This window comes from Pontibacter vulgaris, assembly GCF_022758145.1.
Classification (GTDB): Bacteria; Bacteroidota; Bacteroidia; order Cytophagales; family Hymenobacteraceae; genus Pontibacter; species Pontibacter vulgaris.
Genome location: NZ_JAJVDH010000004.1, coordinates 376,051 through 399,599, shown reverse-complemented (window position 1 = coordinate 399,599; position 23,549 = coordinate 376,051). Strand labels below are relative to the sequence as shown.

At 42.9% G+C, this 23,549-nt stretch carries 18 protein-coding genes; 7 read left to right on the top strand and 11 right to left on the bottom strand.

Translation table 11 applies throughout. From position 1 onward, the window contains the following. Nucleotides 1–339: 339 nt before the first annotated feature. Nucleotides 340–1,992 (top strand): peptide MFS transporter, encoded by a 1,653-nt coding sequence (locus tag LWP20_RS11955; protein WP_242928378.1) that lies wholly within the window; start codon nucleotides 340–342, stop codon nucleotides 1,990–1,992. Between the two features lie 295 nt (nucleotides 1,993–2,287). Here the strand turns inward: LWP20_RS11955 and LWP20_RS11950 are convergent, their stop codons facing one another. The 5 genes from LWP20_RS11950 to LWP20_RS11930 form a co-directional block, all read right to left on the bottom strand. Continuing rightward, the gene (locus tag LWP20_RS11950; protein WP_242928377.1) at nucleotides 2,288–2,551 is read right to left on the bottom strand and encodes a hypothetical protein; all 264 of its coding nucleotides are present in this window, start codon (nucleotides 2,549–2,551) and stop codon (nucleotides 2,288–2,290) included. 230 nt (nucleotides 2,552–2,781) lie between these two features. Further along, nucleotides 2,782–3,861, bottom strand: a complete 1,080-nt coding sequence (locus LWP20_RS11945; protein WP_242928376.1) for an ABC transporter permease — start codon at nucleotides 3,859–3,861, stop codon at nucleotides 2,782–2,784. After that, nucleotides 3,858–5,201, bottom strand: a complete 1,344-nt coding sequence (locus tag LWP20_RS11940) for an ABC transporter permease (protein ID WP_242928375.1) — start codon at nucleotides 5,199–5,201, stop codon at nucleotides 3,858–3,860. The genes LWP20_RS11945 and LWP20_RS11940 overlap by 4 nt, the downstream gene beginning before the upstream one ends. 41 nt (nucleotides 5,202–5,242) lie before the next feature. After that, entirely contained in the window at nucleotides 5,243–6,961 is a 1,719-nt protein-coding gene (locus LWP20_RS11935) for an ABC transporter substrate-binding protein (RefSeq protein ID WP_242928374.1), read from the bottom strand. Nucleotides 6,962–7,035: 74 nt separating this feature from the next. Beyond that, nucleotides 7,036–7,221, bottom strand: coding sequence for a hypothetical protein (locus LWP20_RS11930; protein ID WP_242928373.1), 186 nt, complete (start codon nucleotides 7,219–7,221; stop codon nucleotides 7,036–7,038). Nucleotides 7,222–7,585: 364 nt separating this feature from the next. Here LWP20_RS11930 and LWP20_RS11925 point away from each other — a divergent pair, with 364 nt between their 5' ends. From LWP20_RS11925 to LWP20_RS11915, 3 genes are all read left to right on the top strand, one after another. Then, nucleotides 7,586–9,076: a hypothetical protein gene (locus LWP20_RS11925; protein WP_242928372.1), complete on the top strand. Its 1,491-nt coding sequence runs from the start codon at nucleotides 7,586–7,588 to the stop codon at nucleotides 9,074–9,076. A 44-nt stretch (nucleotides 9,077–9,120) separates the two neighbouring features. Beyond that, entirely contained in the window at nucleotides 9,121–10,614 is a 1,494-nt protein-coding gene (locus LWP20_RS11920) for a hypothetical protein (RefSeq protein WP_242928371.1), read from the top strand. Between the two features lie 110 nt (nucleotides 10,615–10,724). Continuing rightward, nucleotides 10,725–12,044: an MFS transporter gene (locus tag LWP20_RS11915; RefSeq protein WP_242928370.1), complete on the top strand. Its 1,320-nt coding sequence runs from the start codon at nucleotides 10,725–10,727 to the stop codon at nucleotides 12,042–12,044. 80 nt (nucleotides 12,045–12,124) lie between these two features. Here LWP20_RS11915 and LWP20_RS11910 read toward each other — a convergent pair whose 3' ends face one another. Together LWP20_RS11910 and LWP20_RS11905 are read right to left on the bottom strand one after the other, a co-directional pair. Next, nucleotides 12,125–13,792: an amidohydrolase gene (locus LWP20_RS11910; protein WP_242928369.1), complete on the bottom strand. Its 1,668-nt coding sequence runs from the start codon at nucleotides 13,790–13,792 to the stop codon at nucleotides 12,125–12,127. Between the two features lie 10 nt (nucleotides 13,793–13,802). Beyond that, the gene (locus LWP20_RS11905; RefSeq protein ID WP_242928368.1) at nucleotides 13,803–14,576 is read right to left on the bottom strand and encodes an AMP nucleosidase; all 774 of its coding nucleotides are present in this window, start codon (nucleotides 14,574–14,576) and stop codon (nucleotides 13,803–13,805) included. A gap of 64 nt (nucleotides 14,577–14,640) precedes the next feature. On the opposite strand from LWP20_RS11905, the gene LWP20_RS11900 reads away from it, so the two are divergent. Further along, nucleotides 14,641–15,093: a type I restriction enzyme HsdR N-terminal domain-containing protein gene (locus LWP20_RS11900; protein WP_242928367.1), complete on the top strand. Its 453-nt coding sequence runs from the start codon at nucleotides 14,641–14,643 to the stop codon at nucleotides 15,091–15,093. Between the two features lie 6 nt (nucleotides 15,094–15,099). Here the strand turns inward: LWP20_RS11900 and LWP20_RS11895 are convergent, their stop codons facing one another. From LWP20_RS11895 to LWP20_RS11885, 3 genes are all read right to left on the bottom strand, one after another. Further along, nucleotides 15,100–16,953, bottom strand: coding sequence for an LTA synthase family protein (locus LWP20_RS11895; protein WP_242928366.1), 1,854 nt, complete (start codon nucleotides 16,951–16,953; stop codon nucleotides 15,100–15,102). Between the two features lie 174 nt (nucleotides 16,954–17,127). Next, nucleotides 17,128–18,240: an alanine dehydrogenase gene (gene ald, locus LWP20_RS11890; RefSeq protein WP_242928365.1), complete on the bottom strand. Its 1,113-nt coding sequence runs from the start codon at nucleotides 18,238–18,240 to the stop codon at nucleotides 17,128–17,130. A gap of 210 nt (nucleotides 18,241–18,450) precedes the next feature. After that, entirely contained in the window at nucleotides 18,451–19,233 is a 783-nt protein-coding gene (locus tag LWP20_RS11885) for a DUF1573 domain-containing protein (protein ID WP_242928364.1), read from the bottom strand. Nucleotides 19,234–19,424: 191 nt separating this feature from the next. On the opposite strand from LWP20_RS11885, the gene LWP20_RS11880 reads away from it, so the two are divergent. Then, on the top strand, nucleotides 19,425–21,833 hold the full coding sequence (locus LWP20_RS11880; protein ID WP_242928363.1) for an alpha-ketoacid dehydrogenase subunit alpha/beta: 2,409 nt from the start codon (nucleotides 19,425–19,427) through the stop codon (nucleotides 21,831–21,833). A gap of 76 nt (nucleotides 21,834–21,909) precedes the next feature. Here LWP20_RS11880 and LWP20_RS11875 read toward each other — a convergent pair whose 3' ends face one another. Then, the gene (locus LWP20_RS11875; RefSeq protein WP_242928362.1) at nucleotides 21,910–22,473 is read right to left on the bottom strand and encodes a hypothetical protein; all 564 of its coding nucleotides are present in this window, start codon (nucleotides 22,471–22,473) and stop codon (nucleotides 21,910–21,912) included. Between the two features lie 75 nt (nucleotides 22,474–22,548). On the opposite strand from LWP20_RS11875, the gene LWP20_RS11870 reads away from it, so the two are divergent. Next, entirely contained in the window at nucleotides 22,549–23,547 is a 999-nt protein-coding gene (locus LWP20_RS11870) for an acyl-CoA synthetase family protein (protein WP_242928361.1), read from the top strand. Nucleotides 23,548–23,549 lie beyond the last annotated feature (2 nt).

Sequence of the window (23,549 nt, the reverse complement as noted above, 5' to 3'; positions counted from 1 at the left end):
TGAATAAATCCCAGCCTATACTTAGTTGTTCAGAAGTGAAACCAGTTTCTAATACACAGCTTTTCGACATCCTGAGAATCTTTTAATGTAGTAGCAAAAATGCTTTTATCTCATAAGGTACCTACATTACTAATGTTCGATTAAAATTCACTTACTAAATTATTATTCTGATATAATTAAGGTTAAGGAGGTTAGTTAGAAAGGTCGAGCTTTATCAGCAGTAAAAAGATTTAGAACATTTAGTAAAGTAAGCCATACTTTGTAGCATAGTACCAGCCAGAAATTTTGAAGAATAGCAGAAAAAGGCTTAATTACATAGTTAATTCACAATTTTTACCCATGACCAACACAAAATCCAAACACCCTAAGGGATTATACTATTTATTCTTTTCTGAAATGTGGGAGCGTTTTGGCTTCTACCTGATGCTGGCTATCTTCTTCCTGTACATGATTGATGCGCAGAACGGTGGCCTGGGTATTTCCAAAGAAAATGCATCTGATATATTTGGTACCTTCATAGCACTGGTATACTTAACACCTTTTGTGGGTGGTTTGCTCGCAGATCGTGTATTGGGTTACAGGCTTTCAATTTCTATCGGCGGTATACTGATGGCTATCGGCTATATTGGACTTGCCTTGCCAGGCGATTGGGCAATGATCATTTCGCTAGGCCTGATTATTATTGGTAACGGTTTCTTTAAGCCTAATATCTCTACACTTTTGGGTGGTTTATACTCTAACCCCGAATACCAGGACAAGAAAGATACCGGTTATAACATCTTTTATATGGGGATTAACGTGGGTGCATTTATTGCCCCATTTATTGCCTCGTACCTGCGTAACAACTATGGCTGGGGCTATGCTTTTGCTGCTGCCGGTGTAGGTATGTTGCTTGGTGTGGTAATCTTCTGGATTGGTAACAAGCATTATAAAGAAGCCGATGTACTGAAGCCAGCTGCCGCTAACGATATGCCATTGTCGCGCATTTTCGGTATTGTTATACTTCCTGCAGTTATTGCCGGTGTGTTGGGCTGGGTACTTATACCTGGAAGCATTTTCGGTTCAGATTCTACGGATGCCTTCCTTTTCGGAGCTATCCCGATCATGGTGTTTTATGGTTCGTTGTGGGCGCGTGCCTCATCAGAAGATAAAAGACCTATTGCGGCATTGCTTTCAATTTTTGCAGTGGTTATTGTTTTCTGGGCGATATTTAAACAGAATGGCACAGCACTTACTACATGGGCTGAATATTATACGGATCGTGAAATGGCTGAAGGTCTTACTGGGCCTGCAGGTGCTATAGGTATGGTGCAGGAAGTAGACCAGAGCGTGGCCACAGTTCCGGATTACGATCAGAATTTCAGAGCTCGTACCGATGCAGATGGTAAAGTGATCACCAAAGAAGGTGTAGCCCCATACCTGAATAACCTGCCGGAGTCGCGCTGGCCGGAAGAGGGGAAACCACTTTCACTGATATCGACAGAGCTTTTCCAATCCATTAACCCGTTCTTTGTTATTTTGCTTACGCCGCTGGTTGTGTGGTTTTTCTCATACTTACGACAGCGTGGTAAAGAGCCTTCTACGCCTGCTAAAATTATGTGGGGACTTGTGATTACGGCCATGAGTACGCTGGTAATGGTAGGTGCTGTATTTGCCGGCATGAACGGTGCCGAAAAGAGTTCTGCTATGTGGCTGGTTGGCTCCTATGCCGTGATCACGATAGGGGAGCTATTCCTGAGCCCGATGGGACTCTCATTGGTTTCAAAATTAAGCCCGCCGCGCCTGACCGCCCTGATGATGGGAGGCTGGTTCCTGGCTACTTCTATAGGTAATAAACTGTCTGGCGTGCTGGCAAGTATGTGGGATAAGTATGATCACAAAGCGCTTTTCTTCCTGGTTAACTGTATAGGCTCGCTAATGGCAGCTTTTGCAATCTTCCTGATGCTGAAGTGGCTTCGCCAGATTGTGTTGGCACACACCGGCAAAAACTAATATTATCATCTCCTGGGGAATTACTTATAATTGTTTAGAGTAGATACAAGTAAAAAGGCCTGCCAGCATTATTTACTGGCAGGCCTTTTTGTATAATAGGGAATTGCAAGTACAACTTTTTGTATAATAGGGAATTGCAAGTACAAAGTATAACCATTGTTGGTAAAACTGTTACCGCCATAAAAGACAAATGCCCTGTAACTTAACGCTACAGGGCAACCTGACTAATCTAAACACAAACAATCTACACTTTACACTTCTTTAATTTCTGTAGCTCTTTTGGAGAGCTTTATATTTAATACCGGATACAGGCTAAACTGCTAATGGTTTGCTGGTTTTCTGATTCGCCAACAAAATAATCGCCTATAAAAATGCCAGTTCCTATGTTTACGGCGGTTGCCCCTGCATTATATGTCACTACGTTCCCGTCTATTGTCGAGAAATCAGTTCCCTGCTCTTCTGATAGCGCTACTTTTAATGTAGGTAAAGCAGGCAAACTGCTATTAGCATAGCTGCTTTCTGCCGTGTATGTAAAATTAGGATTCATAGCAATTGTCATGTGACAATAGGTTTAGGTTCTTGGAGTGAACAATGTTACGAACGTTAAGCAATAGAAAACAGGAATATTAAGAAGGCAAAGTAACATTGGATGAAAAGCAATAAACAGACCGAAATCAGGCGCAGCAGAAATTTATTCTGATTAAACCCTTGATTTATAGTTTGATTAAAAAGCAGAAATAGGGATAATGCGATCTTGTTGCTGTTTTTTGCCTGAAAAGTAACACAGGTTTATCGCTTACGCTGCTGCATAGCCCACAATAAATAGTAGCTACAGATCTGTAGCGCAAGCACTGTAGCAGACAAAAACATACCTGGAAAAAACACCAGCCACCAGGCAGATGTATTAGACCTGATTCCGGCCATGATGCCGCCCCAACTGATAAGTGAGCCTGAAGCCGCAATTCCCAAAAATGATAAGGTAGACTCTAAGGCAAGTATACCTGCAAGCCCGAAAACAAATGTTACCACTACCGGGGAAATAATATTGGGTAAGGCATGCCGAAGTATAAGCCGGTACTCCGTAGCTCCAATGCTGGCTGCAGCTTCGAAATAAGGAAGTTGTTTTACACGTAACATTTCGGCACGGGCAATGCGGGCTGTATTTGTCCAAGTGGTAAGTATAAGTATAACTGCCAGTACAAGTATAGAGGGCGGTGCAAAAGAGGCTAATACAAGTATAAAAATCAGGGTAGGAATGCTGGTAAAAGTCTCGATGAGGCGCAAAACAACCCAGTCGAGAGGAAAAGCAACCGTTTTTTTGAACAGTTTAAGACGTTTAAAGGCAGGTAAAAGCACACCGAAAAGTATAACAAATATACCGGCTAAAACCAGCAGGCTTATAGTAAGTGCCTCATTGCCCAACTTCAAAGACAACACATGCAGCGGTACATAAAAGCCAAAGTATAAAACTGTACATAAAGCCACAAAAGAAAGCAGTAAGCCTGCTCTGCTGATCTTTAGTTTTACATTACCGAAATAGCCTGCTGCAGCGCCTAAAAACAAACCTAACAGCGTACTTAGCACCATTACAGGAAAACTGATAAAGAGTGCCGTTCGGGCACCATACATGCTGCCAACCAAAACATCACGACCCAACGCATCAGTACCAAGCAAATGATAACCGGAATCGCCCTCGTTAAATGGAAATTGAAATACTTGTTTTAAGTCGAGTTGCTGGGGAGCAAATGGTAACGGAAGCAGTGGTAACAACAACGCAACAATAGCAAACAGGAGCAGGTAGCAAACAGCCAGCCTGAAAGCGATCTTATCGTGCCATAACTTCTGTATATCGGCAAACAGTAGCTTCATCTGGCGTTGTAACGGATTCGTGGATCTGCAATGCCATACCAGATGTCGGCCAGCAGGTGAGAGAGCATTTTAAATGCAGCTACTAACAGCACTATAGTTACTATAACCGGGTAGTCGCGCGCCTGCACCGACTCGAGCAGCAAACGACCGATTCCGGGTATGGCAAATATTGTTTCGATTACAACAGAGCCTGCAACCAATGCTGGTAAAAAGTCGGAAAGGAGTGTAATAACAGGCAATAAAGCATTGCGTACTAAATGCTTTCGAATCACTTTCTGTTCTGATAGCCCTTTGGCACGAGCGGTACGGGCATAATCGGTTTGAGAATTATCAGCCAGTGCTCTGTAAAGTATGTTTGTCAGATAGGGTATGTAGGCGATAGTCAGGCAAAGTATTGGTAGTGCCAGGTAAGGCAGTTGTTGCATCATGCCTTCGAGCCAATTCTGGTTCTGGTTTTCATAATATCCCAATCCATAAGCCGGAAACAGCTGCAGGAAATCAGGGCTGGCCAATAATACAAGGAGTAAAAGGCAAAGTACGAAAAGCGGTATGCTATCCAGGAAGTATAAACCGGAAAGTATAAATTTCTGCAGTTTGGTTTCCTGCCTTTGTACCAGCAGTATACTTGTGTTAAAAGAGATTAAAAATGCTGCCAGCATACTTAAAATCAGCAACCAGAAGGAAGTCCCTACAGCTTCAGCTACTTTTTCGATTACCGGTTTGCTGTCGCGGTAAGATGTGCCTAACTTGCCTTTCATAAGCTCTGACAACCATTGATGATACTGATTGTCTGCACCATGCCATTGTATAGCCGGTACCAGAAAACTATACTTAGCTTCGTGCTGGTAAAGTCTGTTGGCGCTCTGTTGTACATTTGTTATTAAAGCAGATGCGTCAGAAGCTCCTTTAATCTGATCCAGTTTACCGGTTACGGCAAGTATAGCTGTTTTGTCTGTTGCTGCAAACAGAGGTGCTACCAGGAATTGCTCCTGCTCAGGTAAATGTTGTTGCAGGCTTTTTATACTTTGATAGTAGACCGAAATAGCAGGCCAGTTACTAAATTGCCAGGCTAGTTGCTGTAATAACTTGCGGTCTGTTTCAGGTGACACCCTGTATAAAGTGTCAGGCTCTGACGCCGTACTGATGCCAAAGTAGAAAAGGGGTAGTTGCAGGCCCGTTCGGCTCAGGTAATCCTTGTAAGCAGACTCGCGGGCTGAAGTGGAACCGGAGGCATAATAACCTTTGCTTTGCTGCAAAATCTTCTCCGACCCGAATGTTGCAGGTAAGGCCCTGCTCAGCAAAAAAACCAGCGTAACAACTAACCATAAAGCAGGCAGCATTAACAGCAGGCGTTTTAGCAAGTATGGCAACATACCCGTTCCTATTGTTCTTTTAGCAAAAAGGCACTTACATCGTAATTAGGCATCAGGCCAGATACTTTGGTATTGGCAAAGCGCTTGTGTATGGCTATGCGGTCTTTCAGGTAGTATAACGATATAAAAGCAGCTTCCTCGTGCAGCATCTCCTGGAGCCTCTTAAGATGCATCGCTTTTTCTTGGGCAGTATTTGCTTGATTTATCAGGTCTAAAACTTTGTCGCTTTCCGGAGTGCCAAAGCCTGTGAAATTGAGATTACCTTTGGCTGCAAAAGAAGTATGAAACAGCGGTTTAAAGTTGAAAATAAAGGGGTTACCATTTAAAGATCGAAATGCCATTTCAAAGTCATGTTCCCGTAGTTTTTGGCTGAGTAATGCGCCTTCTACTGCTTGTATTGTTACCGGAATGCCTGCTTTAGCCGCACTTTGTTTAAAAATAGCACACGAGTTTTCATATATCGTATTACCGGCTCTGTAGCTTATCTCGATCGTCAGTTTCTCACGGATGCCATTTAGGCTTTTGTACCAGCCATCCTTTTCTTTTGTCCAGCCCGCAGCTTTTAAAAGATCAGCAGCTTTTTGCACACTATAAGTATAAGGTTTTAACTGATGATGATAGAGCTCTTTTACAGAAGGAGGAACAGGACCAACTGTACGCGTGGCATAGTTCTCCTGTGTTACGGCCATCAGGTTTTCTACATCCAGCAGGTGCGCGATTGCCTGGCGTGTACGTTTATCAGAAAATTTTGGAAGGCGACTGTTAAGGCCGGTATAAACAAATTCGTACGTATCGGGGGTGTGCAACGCATAATCCTGCCTGAAGTTCTTATCCTTTTGTAATTGGTTGAATTCAGCGACAGGAATGCCTTCTAATACATCAAGTTGTTTGCTTTTAAGGGCCAGCAAGGCAGTAGCATGCTCTGGTATAACCTGGAAGCTGATGCGCTTCGGGTTGGCCGTCAGGTGTTTAACCGTTGTATCTAAGGTTTTGGCCCACCAGTTTTCCTTTCGTTTAAGGGTGATATACTGCCCGGAAACCCAACTGTCCAGCTCATACCCGCCGCTACCTTTTAACAGGTCCTTGTTTTTGGCAAAGTCTACGCTATTAAATCGGGTAGCAAATTCCTGCAGCTGCTTGTTTTGCTGAAGCTCAGGTGCATTGTGGTTTAAATCTTTTACAGAGAATTGTTTTAACAGGCCTTTCGGGTCGAAAAGATATTCGGGGAGTATAAAAAAATCGCCGGTGAGCAGCTCCATTTCAGGAGAATAACCACTGCATACAAAAGTGATTTGACGGTTGTTTGCAGTGGTTAACCTGATGTCTTTAATAAACTCGACTTGTGGTTTCAGGCCTTCATTATTTACCAGCGGAGCCTTTAATACCTTTAAGCTGAACGCTACGTCATTAGCTGTTACAGGGCTGCCGTTTGCCCAGCGCGCTTCTTGCCGTATCTGATAAGTAAATAAAGTCAGCGAGTCCTGTTTCGTTACTGCTGGCATAGATGCGGCCAGAAATGGTTTTAGTTCAGCATCTGCCATGTCAGCACCCAATAGGCTCTGAAACAACAGATTAATGATCTGAAGCCCGCCTGAACTGTTATAGCTAACAGGATTTAAAGTTTCAGGATCTGCTTCTAACCTAACACGAACCTCATCAGGCTGGCGTTGCTGCTGGCTGCAGAAACTGAGTAAAATACATACAAGCAGTAGAGCAAAAAATCGCATCTTAATTTACCTCAGGCTATAAATTGTTGAGGCAAGATAGGCAAAATGCTTTATAGCTTAAAGAAGTAAAATTATTAAGGCTGCTCTGAAGTAGCTGCATCAGGATTCAACCAATTTCCAGTACCTCCAAAAGTCTGCATTGAGTTGTCTGAAGTAGAAGTAGCAGGCTTATCTTTTCCTTTATTCTGTGTTGAGTTGGCAGTGGTTCCACCATTTAATACAGCAAGTTGAATGAGGATAGAAATAATGATAGATATCATAGCTGTAGACTTTATAATTTTTAAATCCTGGTTTTCAAATATTAACAGGACAAATATGAGCGATTGGAAACTACCTAAAAAGGAAGATATGTATTAAAAAGTAACTAGGCTTTTATTATGTTTTTATAAAGTATAGCCGGTAGAAACTGATAATGTTTGTAATTAAGAAAAATTTGAATGTATATTTAGAAACTAAAATATCAAAAAGTAACGCCTTTATATTTGGAGTAAACAATCAAAATTAGTTGAAACTGGTACAGCTTGAAAGGAATTTAGTTGTTAAAAGTAACACGGTGTTTTTGCATGTTAATCAGGTGTGAATTTTTAAATTAATGGGGTATTGCATATTAATTCTTTATAGGCATTGGAAGAGATAGTTAAATTATCAAAAATAGTAACACAAAATTTGAAGCCAAATTCAGTGTTGCCACCTGTAGATTTGGTTATAAAAGGTAAAGAAAAGCAATTGTTAAGTAACATTTTGGCGGGCAATTACACCAATGATGATAATGCAGCCAGTGATATTTATGGTTCAAATGCAAATGATACCAGATACAAGATGCTGAAAACGAGAATTAAAAGGAAGCTTTTTGACTATCTTTTTTTTCTTGAATTACCCGGTACCAAATCGAGCTCTGCTGTGCGGGATGAATTACTTTGTATTGATTATTTACACCATGCCAAGGTTTTACTCTTATTAGGAGAGTTTGATATTACGATACGGTTACTCAATAAGGCATACTCTCTTGCCCAGGAGAATTCTTATACTGAAATACTGATTAATTGTTTAGAACTAAAGAACCAATATTATTCATATAAAGAACATGGTAAACTGTTAGATAAGAACTTAGAGATACTTAAAGAATACAGAACGAAAAGAGCTTATGAAGTACAGTCTATTGAAATTTATCAAAAGGCTAAAATTAAATTAAATAAATCAATCCTTTCTCGTACTATTTTCCTGGCCCAGTTAGGGGATACTGTAAATGAGTTGGAAAGGCTTTGGAAACTTGGCCAGACATTCACATTATTTGATAACTATTATAAATTACAAATTTGGTATTACGAGTTGCTGGGCGATTTCAGAAAAATCATAAACATTACGCAGGATACTTATGAACTCCTGAAGAAGGGAGCTATTAACGGAAACAGGTTTGATGAAAGGTATAATGAGTATATACTTGTTTATTCTTTGCTCAGGGAAAAGGATTTCGTAAAAGGGCTAAGCTATGCCGAACGCTTTATTGAAAACTTCAACATTGCTGAACATAACTGGTTTGCATTTATGGAGAATTATTTCCTGCTGGCTATGCATTCGCGTAACTACGAATTAGCGCATATGCTTATTGATAAAGTTTTCACTAATACATCATTTAACAGGATCACAAAAACGGCAAAAGAAAGATGGAACCTGTTCAAAACATACTTGCAGGTTATAACCCCAACTGAAGATAAACTAAGTGGTTTTAATTTTCAGTCTTTTGCCATATCAGTACCAGAGTACAGCAAGGATAAGCAGGGGTTTAATGTTGCGATTTTAATTCTTCAATTTATATATTTCCTTAAAAAAGGTGATGCAGAAGCTTTGCTCTATCGCATAGAGAGCTTGCGAAAGTATATTCTAACGCATTTGAAAGATGCCTTCAGCCTTCGGAGCAAAACGTTTCTGAAATTACTGATGCTGACAGTAACAGAAGACTTTAATGTTGCAAAATGTAAGAATAAAGGGGATAAGTATTTGCAAAAGCTTTTGGAAACGCATGCCCCGGGAGATGCCTATGCAGAAATCGAAATAGTGCCTTACGAGCATTTATGGGAGTTAATTCTGGAAATATTAAAAAAGCGTGAAAAATAAACTTAGCATTTCTATATTTGGTTAGAACTATACTTTAAGTACAAATGGACGAATTACAACGGCTTATCGGGATAATTGAAAGGCATAATTCCAAACCTGTTGTAGATTTAGCTGATAATAAAAGTTATGAAAGCCGGTACTATAATTTAGTTAGAAAGAATGCTGTTGCTTCAGACATCGAAGCTGTAAAAGCTTTATATGGTGTAACCGTAGAGGCACTGCCAACTAATTATAGAATGCTCAAATCCAGGTTAAAGAGCAAGCTTTACGATCATCTTTTGATGATCGACCTGGGAGGTACAAATTCTAGCTCTTCGGTTTTAGAGGAGCATGAGCTAAGACAAGAACTTCACAAATCGAGAATCTTGTTTATGTTGAATGAACATGATCTCTTAAGAAAGATCATAGATAAAGTTATCCGTTCGGCAAAAGAGTCTGTCTACAATGATATTGTACTGGAGGCGCTAGAAATTAAGCGTAAAGTTGACTTATACAGTCTCAAGCAAATCCCATTTCAAAGCATTAATCAGGAAATCCAATATTTTAAGGATATAGTATGGCTGGAGAAAAATGCTGAAGACATATTTTTTAATCTCAGGTTTGATTTAAATTTTAATGTTTCTAAAAAGAGAGCCTCATTAAATCATTTGCCTCAAAAAATTGACCAGATAAAAGATATGTGGTTAAAAACAGGCTCTTATAAAATATTTGAATATTTCTTTCTTCTGCAAAATCATTATTTAGAACTGATCGGTGATTACGAAGAAATTTTAAAGTTCAATAATGAAGTTAAGTTGATGCACCGGAATGGTGAATTGAACCATAAAAGGTTTAATGTTCAACTTAATGCTTTTGTCCAGATTTATGCTTGCCTAAGAACCAGCCGGTTAACAGAAGGCCTTACATTAGCAGAGGCTAGCCTTGAATTAATAGCGCCTTCAGATGTGAACTGGTTTGCCAACATGGAGAATTACTTTCTGTTGGCGATGCACTCCCAAAATTATGCCCTGGCTGCAGAATTAATTGCAAAGGTTTATGAAAGCCCACACTATTACCTGCAAAATAACCTGAGCAAAGAACGTTGGGCCCTGATGCGGGCTTTTCTATCAATTGTAATGCAGCACAGGCTAACCCCGGAAGATAAAGAAGCTTTAGGGAATGCTACGATGATTTCGAAGGATAAACAGGGGTTTAATGTATTTCTGCTGGTGCTGGAGTTTGTTGAATTTCTGTGTAAAGAAATAGACGACAGTGAGGCGGAGCTGTTGATGGATCGGTATCGTAAATACATCTCGAATTATCTGAGAGGGTATATGGCTGAGCGCGCCAGGCTTTTCTTACGATTTATGATCCAGATATTAAAGGAGCAGTGCTCTTACCTGCGGGTAAGCTTGGAAAGCAAAAGTATGTTTAAAAAGTTAAAAGTTACAAAGCCTCCCGGCGAAGCCTATGCCGAAGTAGAAATTGTACCTTATGAGCATTTGTGGGAGCTTGTACTGGATATCTTAAAAAAGAAGTCTGAATTGCCTGCAAGCTGATTATAGCTCCGGGTTTTAAATACTAATAAGCCTAAGGTAAATGCTTCCATAACCTGTAAAAGTTAAAGCGGGGCATAGCATAGAAGTAAAGATTTTTGCTAAATTTCAGAATGCAAAAAAATGATCCTACCGTTACCAGGGCCTGGTGCTTTTACGATTGGGCTAACTCTGTTTATTCCCTGGTTATCACTTCCACTATTTTTCCGATATACTTTAGTGCTGTAGCGCAAAAACCTGACGGAACTGATGTTGTTAATTTTCTGGGGTTTGAGTTAAAAAGCTCTGTTTTATTCTCCTACGCTATTTCGGCTGCTTTCCTGATTATAGCCTGCCTTAGCCCTATATTAACAGCCATAGCCGATTATAGTGGCCGGAAAAAATTATTCCTGAAGCTCTTTTGCTACCTAGGCTCGTTTTCGTGTGCCGGTTTATACTTCTTTACAGCCAATACTTTTACCATTTCGGTTATACTTTTTATACTTGCTACCATAGGCTTTAGCGGCAGTATTGTGTTTTATAATGCTTACCTGCCCGAAATTGCTACCGAAGACCAATACGACCGCTTAAGTGCAAAGGGCTTTTCGATGGGCTATATCGGCAGTGTGCTGTTACTAGTATTTAACCTGGCCATGATTCTGAAACCTGAGCTGTTTGGAATAGCTGCTGATAATAAAAGTCTGCCGCCGCGCATAGCTTTTCTGAGCACGGGTATCTGGTGGTTTGGTTTTGCACAGTATACTTTCTTTCATCTTCCGGAGAATGTGTACCATCGTAAAGCAACAGGCAACTGGTTGTTTAATGGATTTAAGGAACTGCAGAAAGTATGGGCACAGGCCCAGGATTTGCCTATGCTGAAGCGCTTCTTATTAGCTTACTTTTTCTACAACATGGGCGTTCAAACTGTAATGTACGTGGCAACCATATTTGGAATTGAAGAACTTAAACTACCTGACGATGCCCTGATCCTGACTATACTTATCATACAATTGGTGGCTATTGCAGGTGCTTATGGGTTTGCTGCTATCTCCAAACGATATGGCAATATCAGAGCTTTGGTTATTGGTGTCCTGATCTGGATTGGCATTTGTATAGCTGCTTATTTTACCGAAAGTGCCATGCAGTTTTATATACTGGCAGCTGTTGTAGGCACCGTTATGGGCGGTATACAATCAATGTCGCGCTCTACTTATTCTAAACTTATACCTGCCACAACTATAGACCATGCTTCGTTCTTCAGTTTTTATGATGTAACCGAGAAAGTATCTATCGTTTTAGGAACAATGGCGTATGGTTTGATTGCACAACTGACAGGCTCTATGCGCTACAGTATACTTGCCCTGATCACGTTTTTCGCACTGGGCTTAGTATTCCTGTTTATGGTTAAAGGCAAGAAAACCCTGGAGCCGAAGATGGAAGCTGCAGTCAGATAAACCAGTATCCGAGCTTAAGCTTTAAAACAAAAGCGGCTGCAAAATTTGCAGCCGCTTTTGTTTTATGAAGTATAACGGAATTATTGTTTCTTATAAACCAGCTTTCCGTTTACATATGTTTTTAATACCTGAACGCCTCTCATTTCTTCCGGCTTTATCGTTAGCAGGTCTTTATCTACAAGTATAAAATCAGCGAATTTGCCGGCTTCCAGGCTGCCTTTCTCGTTTTCCTCGAAGTTAGCTTTGGCAGCCCAAATGGTCATGCCACGCAGTGCTTCTTCACGGGTTAAAGCATTTTCCATCTGGAAACCATTTGCAGGGTAATTCTTGGCATCCTGGCGCGCGACGGCTGCATGGAAAGTATAAAACGGATTAATATCTTCTACCGGGAAATCGCTGCCTAGTGGAATGTAGCCGTTTTGCTGCATAAGTTCTTTAAAAGGATAAGCATGTTTGATGCGCTCAGTACCTAAACGATCTGCAGCCCAGTACATATCCGAAGTAGCGTGTGTTGGCTGCATAGACGGTATAATGCTATAGTTACCGAACTTGGCCATATCAGCAGGGTTGATGATCTGGGCATGCTCAATTCTCCAGCGCCTGTCGTTTTTCCCTTTCAGTAAGCCGCCATAAATGTCCAGTAGCAGGCGGTTGGCAGAGTCACCAATGGCATGGGTATTCATCTGGAAGCCATGCTGGTATAGCTTGGCTGCTATGTCACGAAACTCTTTCTCTGAAGCCAGTAAGAAACCATAATGCCCTGCACGGTCGTGGTAAGGCTTTAATAAGTTAGCGCCTCTTGAGCCAAGTGCACCATCTGCATAGATTTTGAAAGAGCGTACATTCAGACGGTCAGTTTTATACAAGCCTTGCTTAAAATAGTAGTCCTGGTTTTCCTGCGTTGGGTTCAGCATGGCATAAACGCGCATTTGCAGGTCGCCACTTTTGTGCATGGCATCCATCAGCTCTACCGTTGGCTTATCCAGGCCGGCATCCACAACGGTGGTTAAACCCACTGCAAAACAGTTGTTTTCAGCATTTACCAGCGCCTGTCGTTTTTCAGCCTCGCTCGCTTCCGGAATTTTAGTTGTAACCAGATCTACAGCATTATCAATAAGTATACCTGTCAGCTTTCCTTTTTCAACTTCTACAAGGCCGCCAACCAATTTAGTTTGCGGTGTAACGCCCGCCAGATCAAGCGCTTTCTGGTTTGCCAGTGCTGCATGCCCATCTATGCGGGTAAGTATAACCGGTGTATTCGGGTAAAGCTTATCCAGGGTGTCTTTAGCCGGAAACTCTTTCACAGCCCAGTCGTTCTGATCCCAGCCACGACCTGTTATCCAGGCAGCATTCGGATACTTTTCGCGCTGTTCTGTTACTTTCTGCACTACTTCTTTAAAAGACGCTGTCCCTACCAGGTCGGCAGATTGCAGGGCCAGGCCATAACGGTAGAAGTGGGAGTGCGCATCTATCAGGCCTGGAAGTATAGTTTTGCCTTCGGCATCAACCTGTTCAGTGGCCGTATACTTTTGGCGGATAGCTTCAGATGTACCTGTTTCCAGTATTTTGCCATCTTTAACAGCAAAAGCCTCGGCTTTACCGAAACTGTTATTTACAGTGTAAACGTTGCCGTTGTACACGATCAGGTCAGCGGCTGTCTGGCTGCTGGATTTAGTGCCGGTGCAGCTACTTAAAAAAGCGCCACCAAGTAAAACGGCGGCGGCAAGGGTGCGTAGGTTTTTAGTCATACTTTAGCTCTTACTCAAAACGCATGTGTTTAACCGATTCGCCTGAGTTTATAAGCTCCTGCAGCGAATCTATACCAATGCTAAGGTGTTTTTCTACAAAGTTTGAGGTAACCAGCTTATCGCTTTCAGATGTTTTCACACCTTCGGGCACCATCGGGTTATCAGAAACCAGCAGCAAAGCACCGTGAGGGATCTCGTTGATAAAGCCTACCGTGAAAATTGTGGCCGTTTCCATATCCACACCCATAGCCCTGATCTGGCGCAGGTATTCTTTAAACTCTTCGTCGTGCTCCCAAACGCGGCGGTTGGTAGTATAAACGGTACCGGTCCAGTAATCCATTTCGTGCTTCTTGATCATGGAAGAAACGGCACGCTGTAAACGGAAAGATGGCAGTGCAGGAATTTCAGGTGGCAGGTAATCATCAGAAGTACCTTCACCGCGGATGGCTGCAATAGGAAGTATAAGGTCGCCTAACTGCGTTTTTTTCTTAAGGCCACCACATTTGCCCAGAAACAAAGCTGCTTTTGGTTTTACAGCTGAGAGCAGGTCCATTACGGTTGCTGCCATTGGGCTACCCATTCCAAAGTTAATAATGGTGATGTTGTTGGCTGTAGCTGTTTGCATTGGTTTATCAAGCCCTCTGATCTCAACACCAAACCTGTCGGCAAACATTTTCACATAATTTATAAAATTCGTGAGCAGAATATACTCCCCGAACTCATCTAAAGGCACGCCCGTGTAACGCGGGAGCCAGTTTTTAACGATTTCTTCTTTCGACTTCATCTAACAATTATTTTAACATACCTGCAAAATGTAAGCTGCAAGTATAAATGAGTAAATTTGCGACATGGATACGCTGAACCTGCCGCCATTTGAGTACAAACTTAAACAATCCGAAGCTAATTCGCTGATTTTTGACGCACTGCGCCGTAAATACGTGCTGCTGACACCCGAAGAATGGGTGCGGCAGCATTTTCTGCATTATTTGCTTAACCAGTTACATTATCCTAAAAGCCTGATCAGTGTGGAGAGGGGCACTACTTACAATAAGCTTCAGAAACGCACTGATATTTGTATTTACAACAACATGGGGCAACCACATTTGTTAGTAGAATGCAAAGCTGCTTACGTGCCTATTACGCAGGAAGTGGTAAAACAGGTATCAACTTATAACCAGGCGTTGCAGGCAAAATATGTGGCCATAACCAACGGCCTGGAGCATTTTTGTTGGGAAGTAGATTTTAAAACTCGCAGGTATTTGCCGCTTCAGGAGATCCCGGTTTTTCAGCAGGAAGTATAAAACCGCTTATTTTTCCTTTCGCCAGAAGTATAAATTATTGCTTACCAGCCCATTTCTGAAATACTGCACATAAGCTTTCAGTTGCTGCTCCTGCGCTGGGTTTTCAGTTGCAGGTGTCAGGTCGGGGAAAGTATAGAATTTTGCTTTATCGTCTGGCAGAAGTTCCGTTACGCCATCCTGCTGTACCATAAAGTATGAGTTGCCATTATAAAACAGGGCGCGGCCTGCGGCTGTGCTATCCAATACCGACTCTCCGAAAGGCAATGCTTTGTCTGTAGATAAATTCAGGTAATCCACTATAGTGGGGAAAATGTCGGCTTGCTGCGTAACCCGCTCCGGATTTATACTTTTAAACTGCTTGCGGGGGTGGAAGAGGAGTAGGGGTATACGATAATTTCCTAGCTCATTCTGATAGGCCACATTCGAGCTCATCTGGGTATGGTCGGCGGTAAGTATGAACAGGGTATTGTTGTACCAGGGTTGTTGAGAGGCAGCTTTAAAAAACTGATGCAGGGCGTAATCGGCGTAGCCAATAGATTCGTGTATTTCCAGATCGCCCTTCGGAAATTTGCCTTTATACTTTGCCGGAACGGTGTAGGGCTGGTGCGAGCTCAGCGTAAAAACTGTTGCCCCGAATGGTTGCTTCAGGTTAGTAAGCTCTTTTGCCACATACTGCAGGTATGGTTCATCAAAAATACCCCACTGGCCGTCGTAGTTTTTGTCTTTTAGTTCAGCCGGATATTCATCCAAGCCATAGTAAGAACCAATGCCAGCTTGTTTAGAAAAGTTATTGAAACCCATAGTGCCGTTGGCGGCGCCGTGAAAGAAAGCAGTTTTGTAGCCTGCCTCCTTAAGTACAGTTCCCAAGCCATAAAGTGTATTGGTCTGGTAAGCAGAGGTAATATAAGGCGACTGCATAAATGATGGTAAACCTGCCAGAACAGAAGGTAACGCTTCAATGGATTTACGGCCGTTTGCAAAATTATTTTTGAACAAAACACCTTGCGTGGCCAGCGAATCAAAGTATGGCGTATAGCCTTTGCCACTATTTAAAGCGCCTATATATTCTCCGGCAAAGCTCTCCAGAATAATAATGACTACATTCTCATTGAATGGCGGAGTGGGCTGGTTTTTATACTTGTCCGGATTGAAATGCAGGGCCTGCTGCAAGGCTTGTTCATCAGGGAAATAATTTTTCTCTTCGAGTTTTTGCTGGCCTATACTTTTAAAGAAAGTGAAAGGCGAGTTTAAGGTAAGGTGCCCAAGTGCGGCCGGCTGAAGTATGAATGCATGGCTGGTGCGCAAGGGCTTCAGCTGTATTCCTCCCCGGATGGTAAGTATAGCTAAGGCTGCCACCAACAGCAAACGCAGGTAGCGCAGTATATAAGAAAGCTCTTTTGCCGGTTCTTGTTTTGTTCGAGGGTATACTTTAACCAGGCCTATTACCAGCAGTATAAACCCGAAACCCAGGTACCAGTAATAGCGCGCCAGTTGCCCCAATTGGTCTGCAATGTCGCCGGTTATGGTTAAAACCTCGTTGCTTGATCTTTGGCCTATAAATTTAAAAAACTCTACATCTACCAGCCCCAGGGCAATGAAAGGCACATTCGAAAGTATAAATAGCCAAAGCAGTATGCGCTGGAAGGTTGTGCTTCTAGGGGTCTGGTGCGGAAATAATGAGAGAAGTATAAACGGTATATTGATGATGGTAAGCGCAGCCAGGTCGAAACGAAGGCCATGGGCAAAAGCAAGTATAGTTTGGCTAAACTCGGCTTCTGCAAAAGTGCTGTAGTTGAAAATGTAGAAAACCAGCCGCAACAGCATGTATAAGCCTATAAGTAGCCCTATTCTGCGCAGCATCAATTTAAAATCGTAATCGAACATCAATACAATAATAAGGGTGTGCTTATACTATAAAGTATAGCTGGTTTGGTATAGTTCGTTTAAGTATAAATTTATACCTGAAGCCTCAAAATAAAGGCGCCTTCCTGACAAAGTCAAAAAGGCGCCTTTTTATAGTTACTAAGCTAAAGCTTACAGTATAGAATCAACTGGTGTGTATTCCAGGTTAAAGGCTTCAGCCACGCCTGGATAAACTACCTTACCGTTCACAACGTTCAGGCCTTTCTTCAGCTCTGCGCTATCAGCACATGCTTGTTTCCAGCCTTTGTTAGCTAACTGCACTGCAAAAGGCAATGTAGCGTTTGTAAGCGCCTGTGTAGATGTGAAAGGAACAGCACCTGGCATGTTAGCCACGCAGTAATGAACCACATCATCAATAATGAAAGTCGGGTTCTCGTGTGTAGTTGGCTTACAGGTTTCGATGCAACCGCCCTGGTCAACAGCAACGTCTACCAATACAGTACCTGGCTTCATTGTTTTCAGCATATCACGAGTGATCAGGTTAGGAGCCTTAGCACCAGGTATCAATACCGCACCAATGATCAGGTCGTGTGTCTGAACAAGCTCACGGATAGTGTATTCATTCGACATCTGTGTGTTAACGTTAGCAGGCAGGATATCATCCAGATAACGCAGACGGGCAAGGTTAGTATCCAGGATAGTAACATCAGCGCCAAGGCCTGCAGCCATTTTAGCAGCGTTTGTACCAACTACGCCACCACCAAGTACCAATACTTTAGCAGGGCGAACACCTGGTACGCCACCTAAAAGTATACCGCGGCCTTTTAACGGCTTCTCAAGGTATTTAGCACCTTCCTGTATTGCCATACGGCCAGCAACTTCAGACATAGGAACCAGCAAAGGCAGGCTTCTGTCAGTTTTCTCTACTGTTTCGTAAGCAAGGCAGATCGCTTTGCGCTCGATCATGGCATGCGTAAGCGGCTCATAAGATGCAAAGTGGAAGTAAGTGAACAGCAACTGGTTTTCTTTGATCAGGCTGTACTCAGACTCAATCGGCTCTTTTACTTTGATGATCATTTCAGCGATGCCATATACTTCTTCTATTGTCGGAAGTATAGTCGCACCAGCTTTCGCATAATCTTCGTCAGCAAAACCGCTGCCTTCGCCGGCAGTAGCCTGCACGTATACGGTGTGGCCGTTACGTACCAGTTCATTTACACCGGCAGGTGTTGCACCTACGCGGTTCTCATTATTCTTGATTTCCTTTGGAACACCAATAATCATGTCGTTCTATATTAAGTTTTGGAAAAGCTGCGCAAATATACCACAACTTCAGGTAATTAAAAGAACAAATGCAACAAGGTTTAATTGCCTGCAGCTGCATTCTGAAATTGTATCAAAAAGCATTGGAAATGAGAGGAGGGAAGGGTATAAAATGAAAAAAGGCAGCGATAAAATCACTGCCATTAGTACAAAATAAAACTATGAAAAAAACTATCTGAAAGGTACCGGCTGTCCGCCCTCCCTTAACATATTCTTTGAAGTCAGACTCTCTACCACGTTTGCTTTAAGCGTAAGCTTGAGGTCTGGCATTATAATATCGTTTGAAAGTATGGTTACTACTTCGTTTTGCTCCTTTAACACCGTTGGTACATACGTTAGTTCCAAAGTTGCCTGTTGTCCTGGTTTTATTGCCGGAACCGATACTTTATAGCTCACGCAGTTGCAAACCGACTTTATACCCTGCACTATCAGGTCCTGCCGACCTGTGTTTTTTATTGCGAATTTAGCTACAGCTTTTTGGCCTTTTTCAAGTTTTCCGAAGCTATGAGTAGTTACTCCAACAGCCAAACGCGGCGAGTTCGCCTTTTGTTCCTGAGTATAACTGGTTTTTAAATCTTTTGGGCCAACCTCACCTTTTATAAAGAGAACTTTAGAAGCTGTAGCAGCATTAGATGTAATTGAAATAGACTTGTGAAAAGGACCAGGGCGGCCAACTGTGTTGTAAATAGCTTTGATTACGCCTGTTTTACCTGGTAAAATCGGGTCTTTAGTCCAATCTGGGGTAGTGCAACCGCAAGATGGCTGAACATTGGCAATTACCACAGGCTGGTTGCCTACATTTTTTACTTTAAACTCGTAAGTAGCCTGTACACCTTCGGCAACAGTACCGAAATCGTGCGTTTCTTTTTCAAATTTCAGTTCGCCCTGGGCACTGGCAGTAAAGCCGGCTAGCAAAAGGCAAAGCATCAGGATAGAGTAAAACTTTATATTCATATACTATGAGGTTAAAAACAATATTTAAACACGCCCGGCATAGCTGAGCAAAGCAAAGATACAAAATCTTTTAACAAAACAACACCAGTTAAAACAATGCCAAAGTGGGCAGAGGCGGCCTTAAATTTGAATTTAGGCTAATCTTCTGTACTTTTGATTGAAAAATATACTTATAGCTTATAGTGAGAAACATGCAGACTGCTGAAGCATCTATAACACAAAAACTAAGTACAGAAGACATCCTCAGCGATTACCGCATTGCATGGGCGAGCCGCCAGGCCAGCTTAGCAGGCCGCAAAGAGGTGTTTATGGGAAAAGCCAAATTCGGTATTTTCGGCGATGGTAAGGAAGTGGCGCAACTGGCAATGGCCAGATTTTTTATGCCCGGCGATTTCCGCTCTGGTTATTACCGCGACCAGACCTTTATGTTTGCTATTGGTGAACTAACGCTGCAGCAATATTTTGCACAATTATACGCACACACCGATGTAGAAGCAGAGCCTTCCACAGCCGGTCGTGCCATGAACGGCCACTTCGGAACCCGCCTGCTGGATGATGAGGGTAACTGGAAAAACCTGAGCGAACAGAAAAATTCAAGCTCTGATATATCGCCTACTGCTTCGCAGATGCCGCGCCTGGTTGGCCTGGCTTACGCTTCTAAACTATACCGCCAGAACCCGGCCCTGAAAGAGCTGCAACAGTTTTCAGTAAACGGTAACGAAGTAGCATTCGGTACAATCGGTAACGCGTCTACTTCAGAGGGGATGTTCTTTGAGGCTATTAATGCGGCTGGTGTGTTGCAGATTCCTATGCTGGTTTCTGTTTGGGATGATGGCTACGGTATTTCGGTTCCGGCTGAATACCAGACCACAAAAGGTAGCATTTCTGAAATTCTGGCAGGTTTCCAGCGTAACGCAGAGAACGAGCAGGGCTACGAGATTTTCCGGGTGAAGGGCTGGGATTACGTAGCACTTTGTGAAACTTACGAAGCTGCTGTGCGAGTTTGCCGCGAACAGCATGTTCCGGTACTGATTCATGTAGAGGAAGTAACGCAGCCGCAAGGCCACTCTACTTCCGGCTCGCATGAGCGCTACAAATCTAAAGAGCGCCTGGACTGGGAAGCAGAATATGACTGCCTGAAGAAAATGCGCGAATGGATCCTGGATAGCGAAATTGCCACTGCAGAGCAGCTAGACCAGATCGAAGCTGAGGCTAAAGATGCGGTTCGTGTTGCCCGTAGCAATGCCTGGAATGCTTTCGCCGAAGCTATCAAAACAGATCATGAGGAAGCTTTACAGCTGTTAGACAACCTGGCTGCTGCCAGCGAGCATATCACAGAAATTGCAACTATAACCGAAGAGCTTCGCAAAACATCTACGCCTATACGCAGCGATGCCGTTAGAGCCGTAAGAAAAGCGCTTCGTTATGTACGCGATGAGCGCAATCCGGCAAAACGCGAGTTAATTGGCTGGCTGGAGCAGGCAATGGGCGAAAATGCTGATCGTTTTAACTCATACTTATACAGCCAGTCAGAAGAAGCTGCCCTATTAGTAGAAGAAGTTAAGCCTGAATTTGACGAGAATGCACCAATGGTGGATGGCCGTGAAGTTTTACAAGCTTGCTTTGATGCCATACTTGCCCGCGACCCGCGTGTATTTGCTATTGGTGAAGATGTTGGCCGCATTGGCGATGTTAACCAGGCTTTTGCAGGTTTGCAGGAGAAACATGGCGAGTTGCGCGTTACCGATACCGGCATCCGTGAATGTACGATAGTTGGCCAGGGTATAGGCGCTGCCTTGCGCGGTTTACGCCCGATCACAGAGATTCAGTACCTGGATTATCTGTTATATGCGATCCAGATCCTATCAGATGACGTTGCCTGCCTGCAGTATCGTACTAAAGGAGGCCAGAAAGCGCCGCTTATAGTTCGTACGCGTGGTCACCGTTTAGAAGGTATCTGGCACTCAGGTTCGCCAATAGGTATGATCCTGAACAGTATCAGAGGTATGCATGTGCTGGTGCCGCGCGATATGACACAGGCAGCTGGTTTCTACAACACCATGCTGAAGTCAGATGAGCCTGCACTTATTATAGAGTGCCTCAATGGTTACAGATTAAAGGAGCGAATTCCGAGCAATATAGCAGAGTTTACAGTGCCGCTTGGCAAGCCGGATATACTAAGAGAAGGTACAGACATTACCATTGTAACGTATGGCTCTATGTGCCGCATTGTTCTGGAAGCTGCCAAGCAACTCGAAGAATTTGGTATTTCTGCTGAAGTAATAGATGTGCAGACGCTGTTGCCTTTCGATATAGAACATATCATCACGGATTCTATCAAGAAGACTAACCGTGTATTGTTTACAGATGAAGACGTGCCAGGTGGTGCCACTGCTTATATGATGCAGCAGGTGGTAGATGAGCAGGGCGCATGGCGATACCTGGATTCTAAACCACAATGTCTTGCCGCACAGGCGCACCGTCCGCCTTATTCATCGGATGGCGATTACTTCTCCAAGCCAAATGCAGAAGATGTTTTCGAGACCGTTTACGAAATTCTGAACGAGGCTGATCCGGAAGCTTATCCAAGGATTTACTAAGGAATCCTGAAGTATAAAGTATAAAAAAGCCCCGCAACTTAAATAGTTGCGGGGCTTTTTTATACTTTATACTTTATTACTGAAATAAGGTCACTTCATCGGTTAACACAACATTGCTTTTATTGGGAGTAGGCGTTGTGCGGTCATAAATAAAGATCTCAAATTTAAGAGTATTCCCATTGTCGAAAAGCGGCAGATCCTGGGTCAGTTCCATTTTATACCTGATCTCACCCTCGAGAGGTTCGCTTCGGTCATCGGTAGATAGGCGCGGAAAACGACCACTTTTATCGAAACCGGCAACCGGAAACTGGTATTCTACAAAAGCAGAACTACCGTCGGGTTGCTGCTCTTTTCTGAAAAACTTAACTATAAAGTTATTATAGTATGGCGATCCGAAATTAAAGGGAGCCTGTTTATCTTCCGGTGAAGTGGCAGAAAGGCCCAGGTTTCCGTCTCCATCCTGAAAGCCAATCACAAAAACGAGCGTATCAGTGGGTACACCGTCTTTAATGTAACTATACTTTTCAATGCGTTTAAATTCTATCTCCGGGGTGTCCGGGTAGTTTGGCGCTTTGCGGCAGGAGCTGAAAGCCAGCATCAGTAACAGAAGGGCTGCACTATACTTTAGCATGTACTTCATGTAGGATGTCAGAAAATGAAGCTAAATTTACTAAATCAAACGGATAGATATAGGATTTGTTATTAATTTATTTGGATGGAATTTAAAGCTCAGCACATACAGAAACTGCATAACAACCAGGGTTTCGATTTTGACGAAACAGCTTTGCAGCTTTTCCGCTATCAGGCGCAGCACAACGCTATCTATAAAGAGTATCTGCAATTTTTGCGCGTTCAACCTGACCAGGTAACACAACTGCACCAGATACCGTTTCTGCCGATCGAGTTTTTTAAAACCCACCAGGTAGTTACTAATGCCGTAGAACCTGAAATTATTTTTTACAGCAGCGGCACTACGCAGCAAACACGCAGCAGGCACTTTGTAGCCAGCCTGGCATGGTATAACCAGGTTACTGAAAATATTTTTAACCAGTTTTATGGGCCATTGCAGGACTATGTGGTGCTGGCGCTGTTGCCTTCATACCTGGAGCAAGGTGGTTCATCGCTGGTAGCTATGGTTGATTATTTTGTAAAACGCACAGGGCAGGACGAAGAAGGCTTTTACCTGAACAACCACCACAAGCTATTGCAAAGTATAAAGCAAGCCCGCCAGCGCGGTAAAAAAATTCTGCTGATCGGGGTATCCTATGCTTTACTGGACTGGGCTGATAAACTAAAGGGCCGCGAAGATTTCTCTGGTGTTACCATTATGGAAACAGGTGGCATGAAGGGCCGTCGCCGCGAAATGATCCGGGAAGAGCTTCATGCCCAACTGATGGCAGGTTTCGGAATAAAAGATGGTATACATTCAGAATATGGCATGACGGAGCTGCTGTCGCAGGGGTATTCTTTAGGAGATGGTATTTTCCATCCGGGGTATACAATGCGCATCCTGCTCCGCGATCTTAACGACCCGTTTGATATTGGCCCACACCACCGTTCCGGAGGTATAAATATAATCGACCTGGCCAACGTAGATTCCTGCGCTTTTATCGAGACCAAAGATATTGGCAAATTGCACCAAAATCATACTTTCGAAGTGCTCGGCCGTTTCGATAATTCTGACATCAGGGGCTGTAATCTTTTAGTACTGTAGCA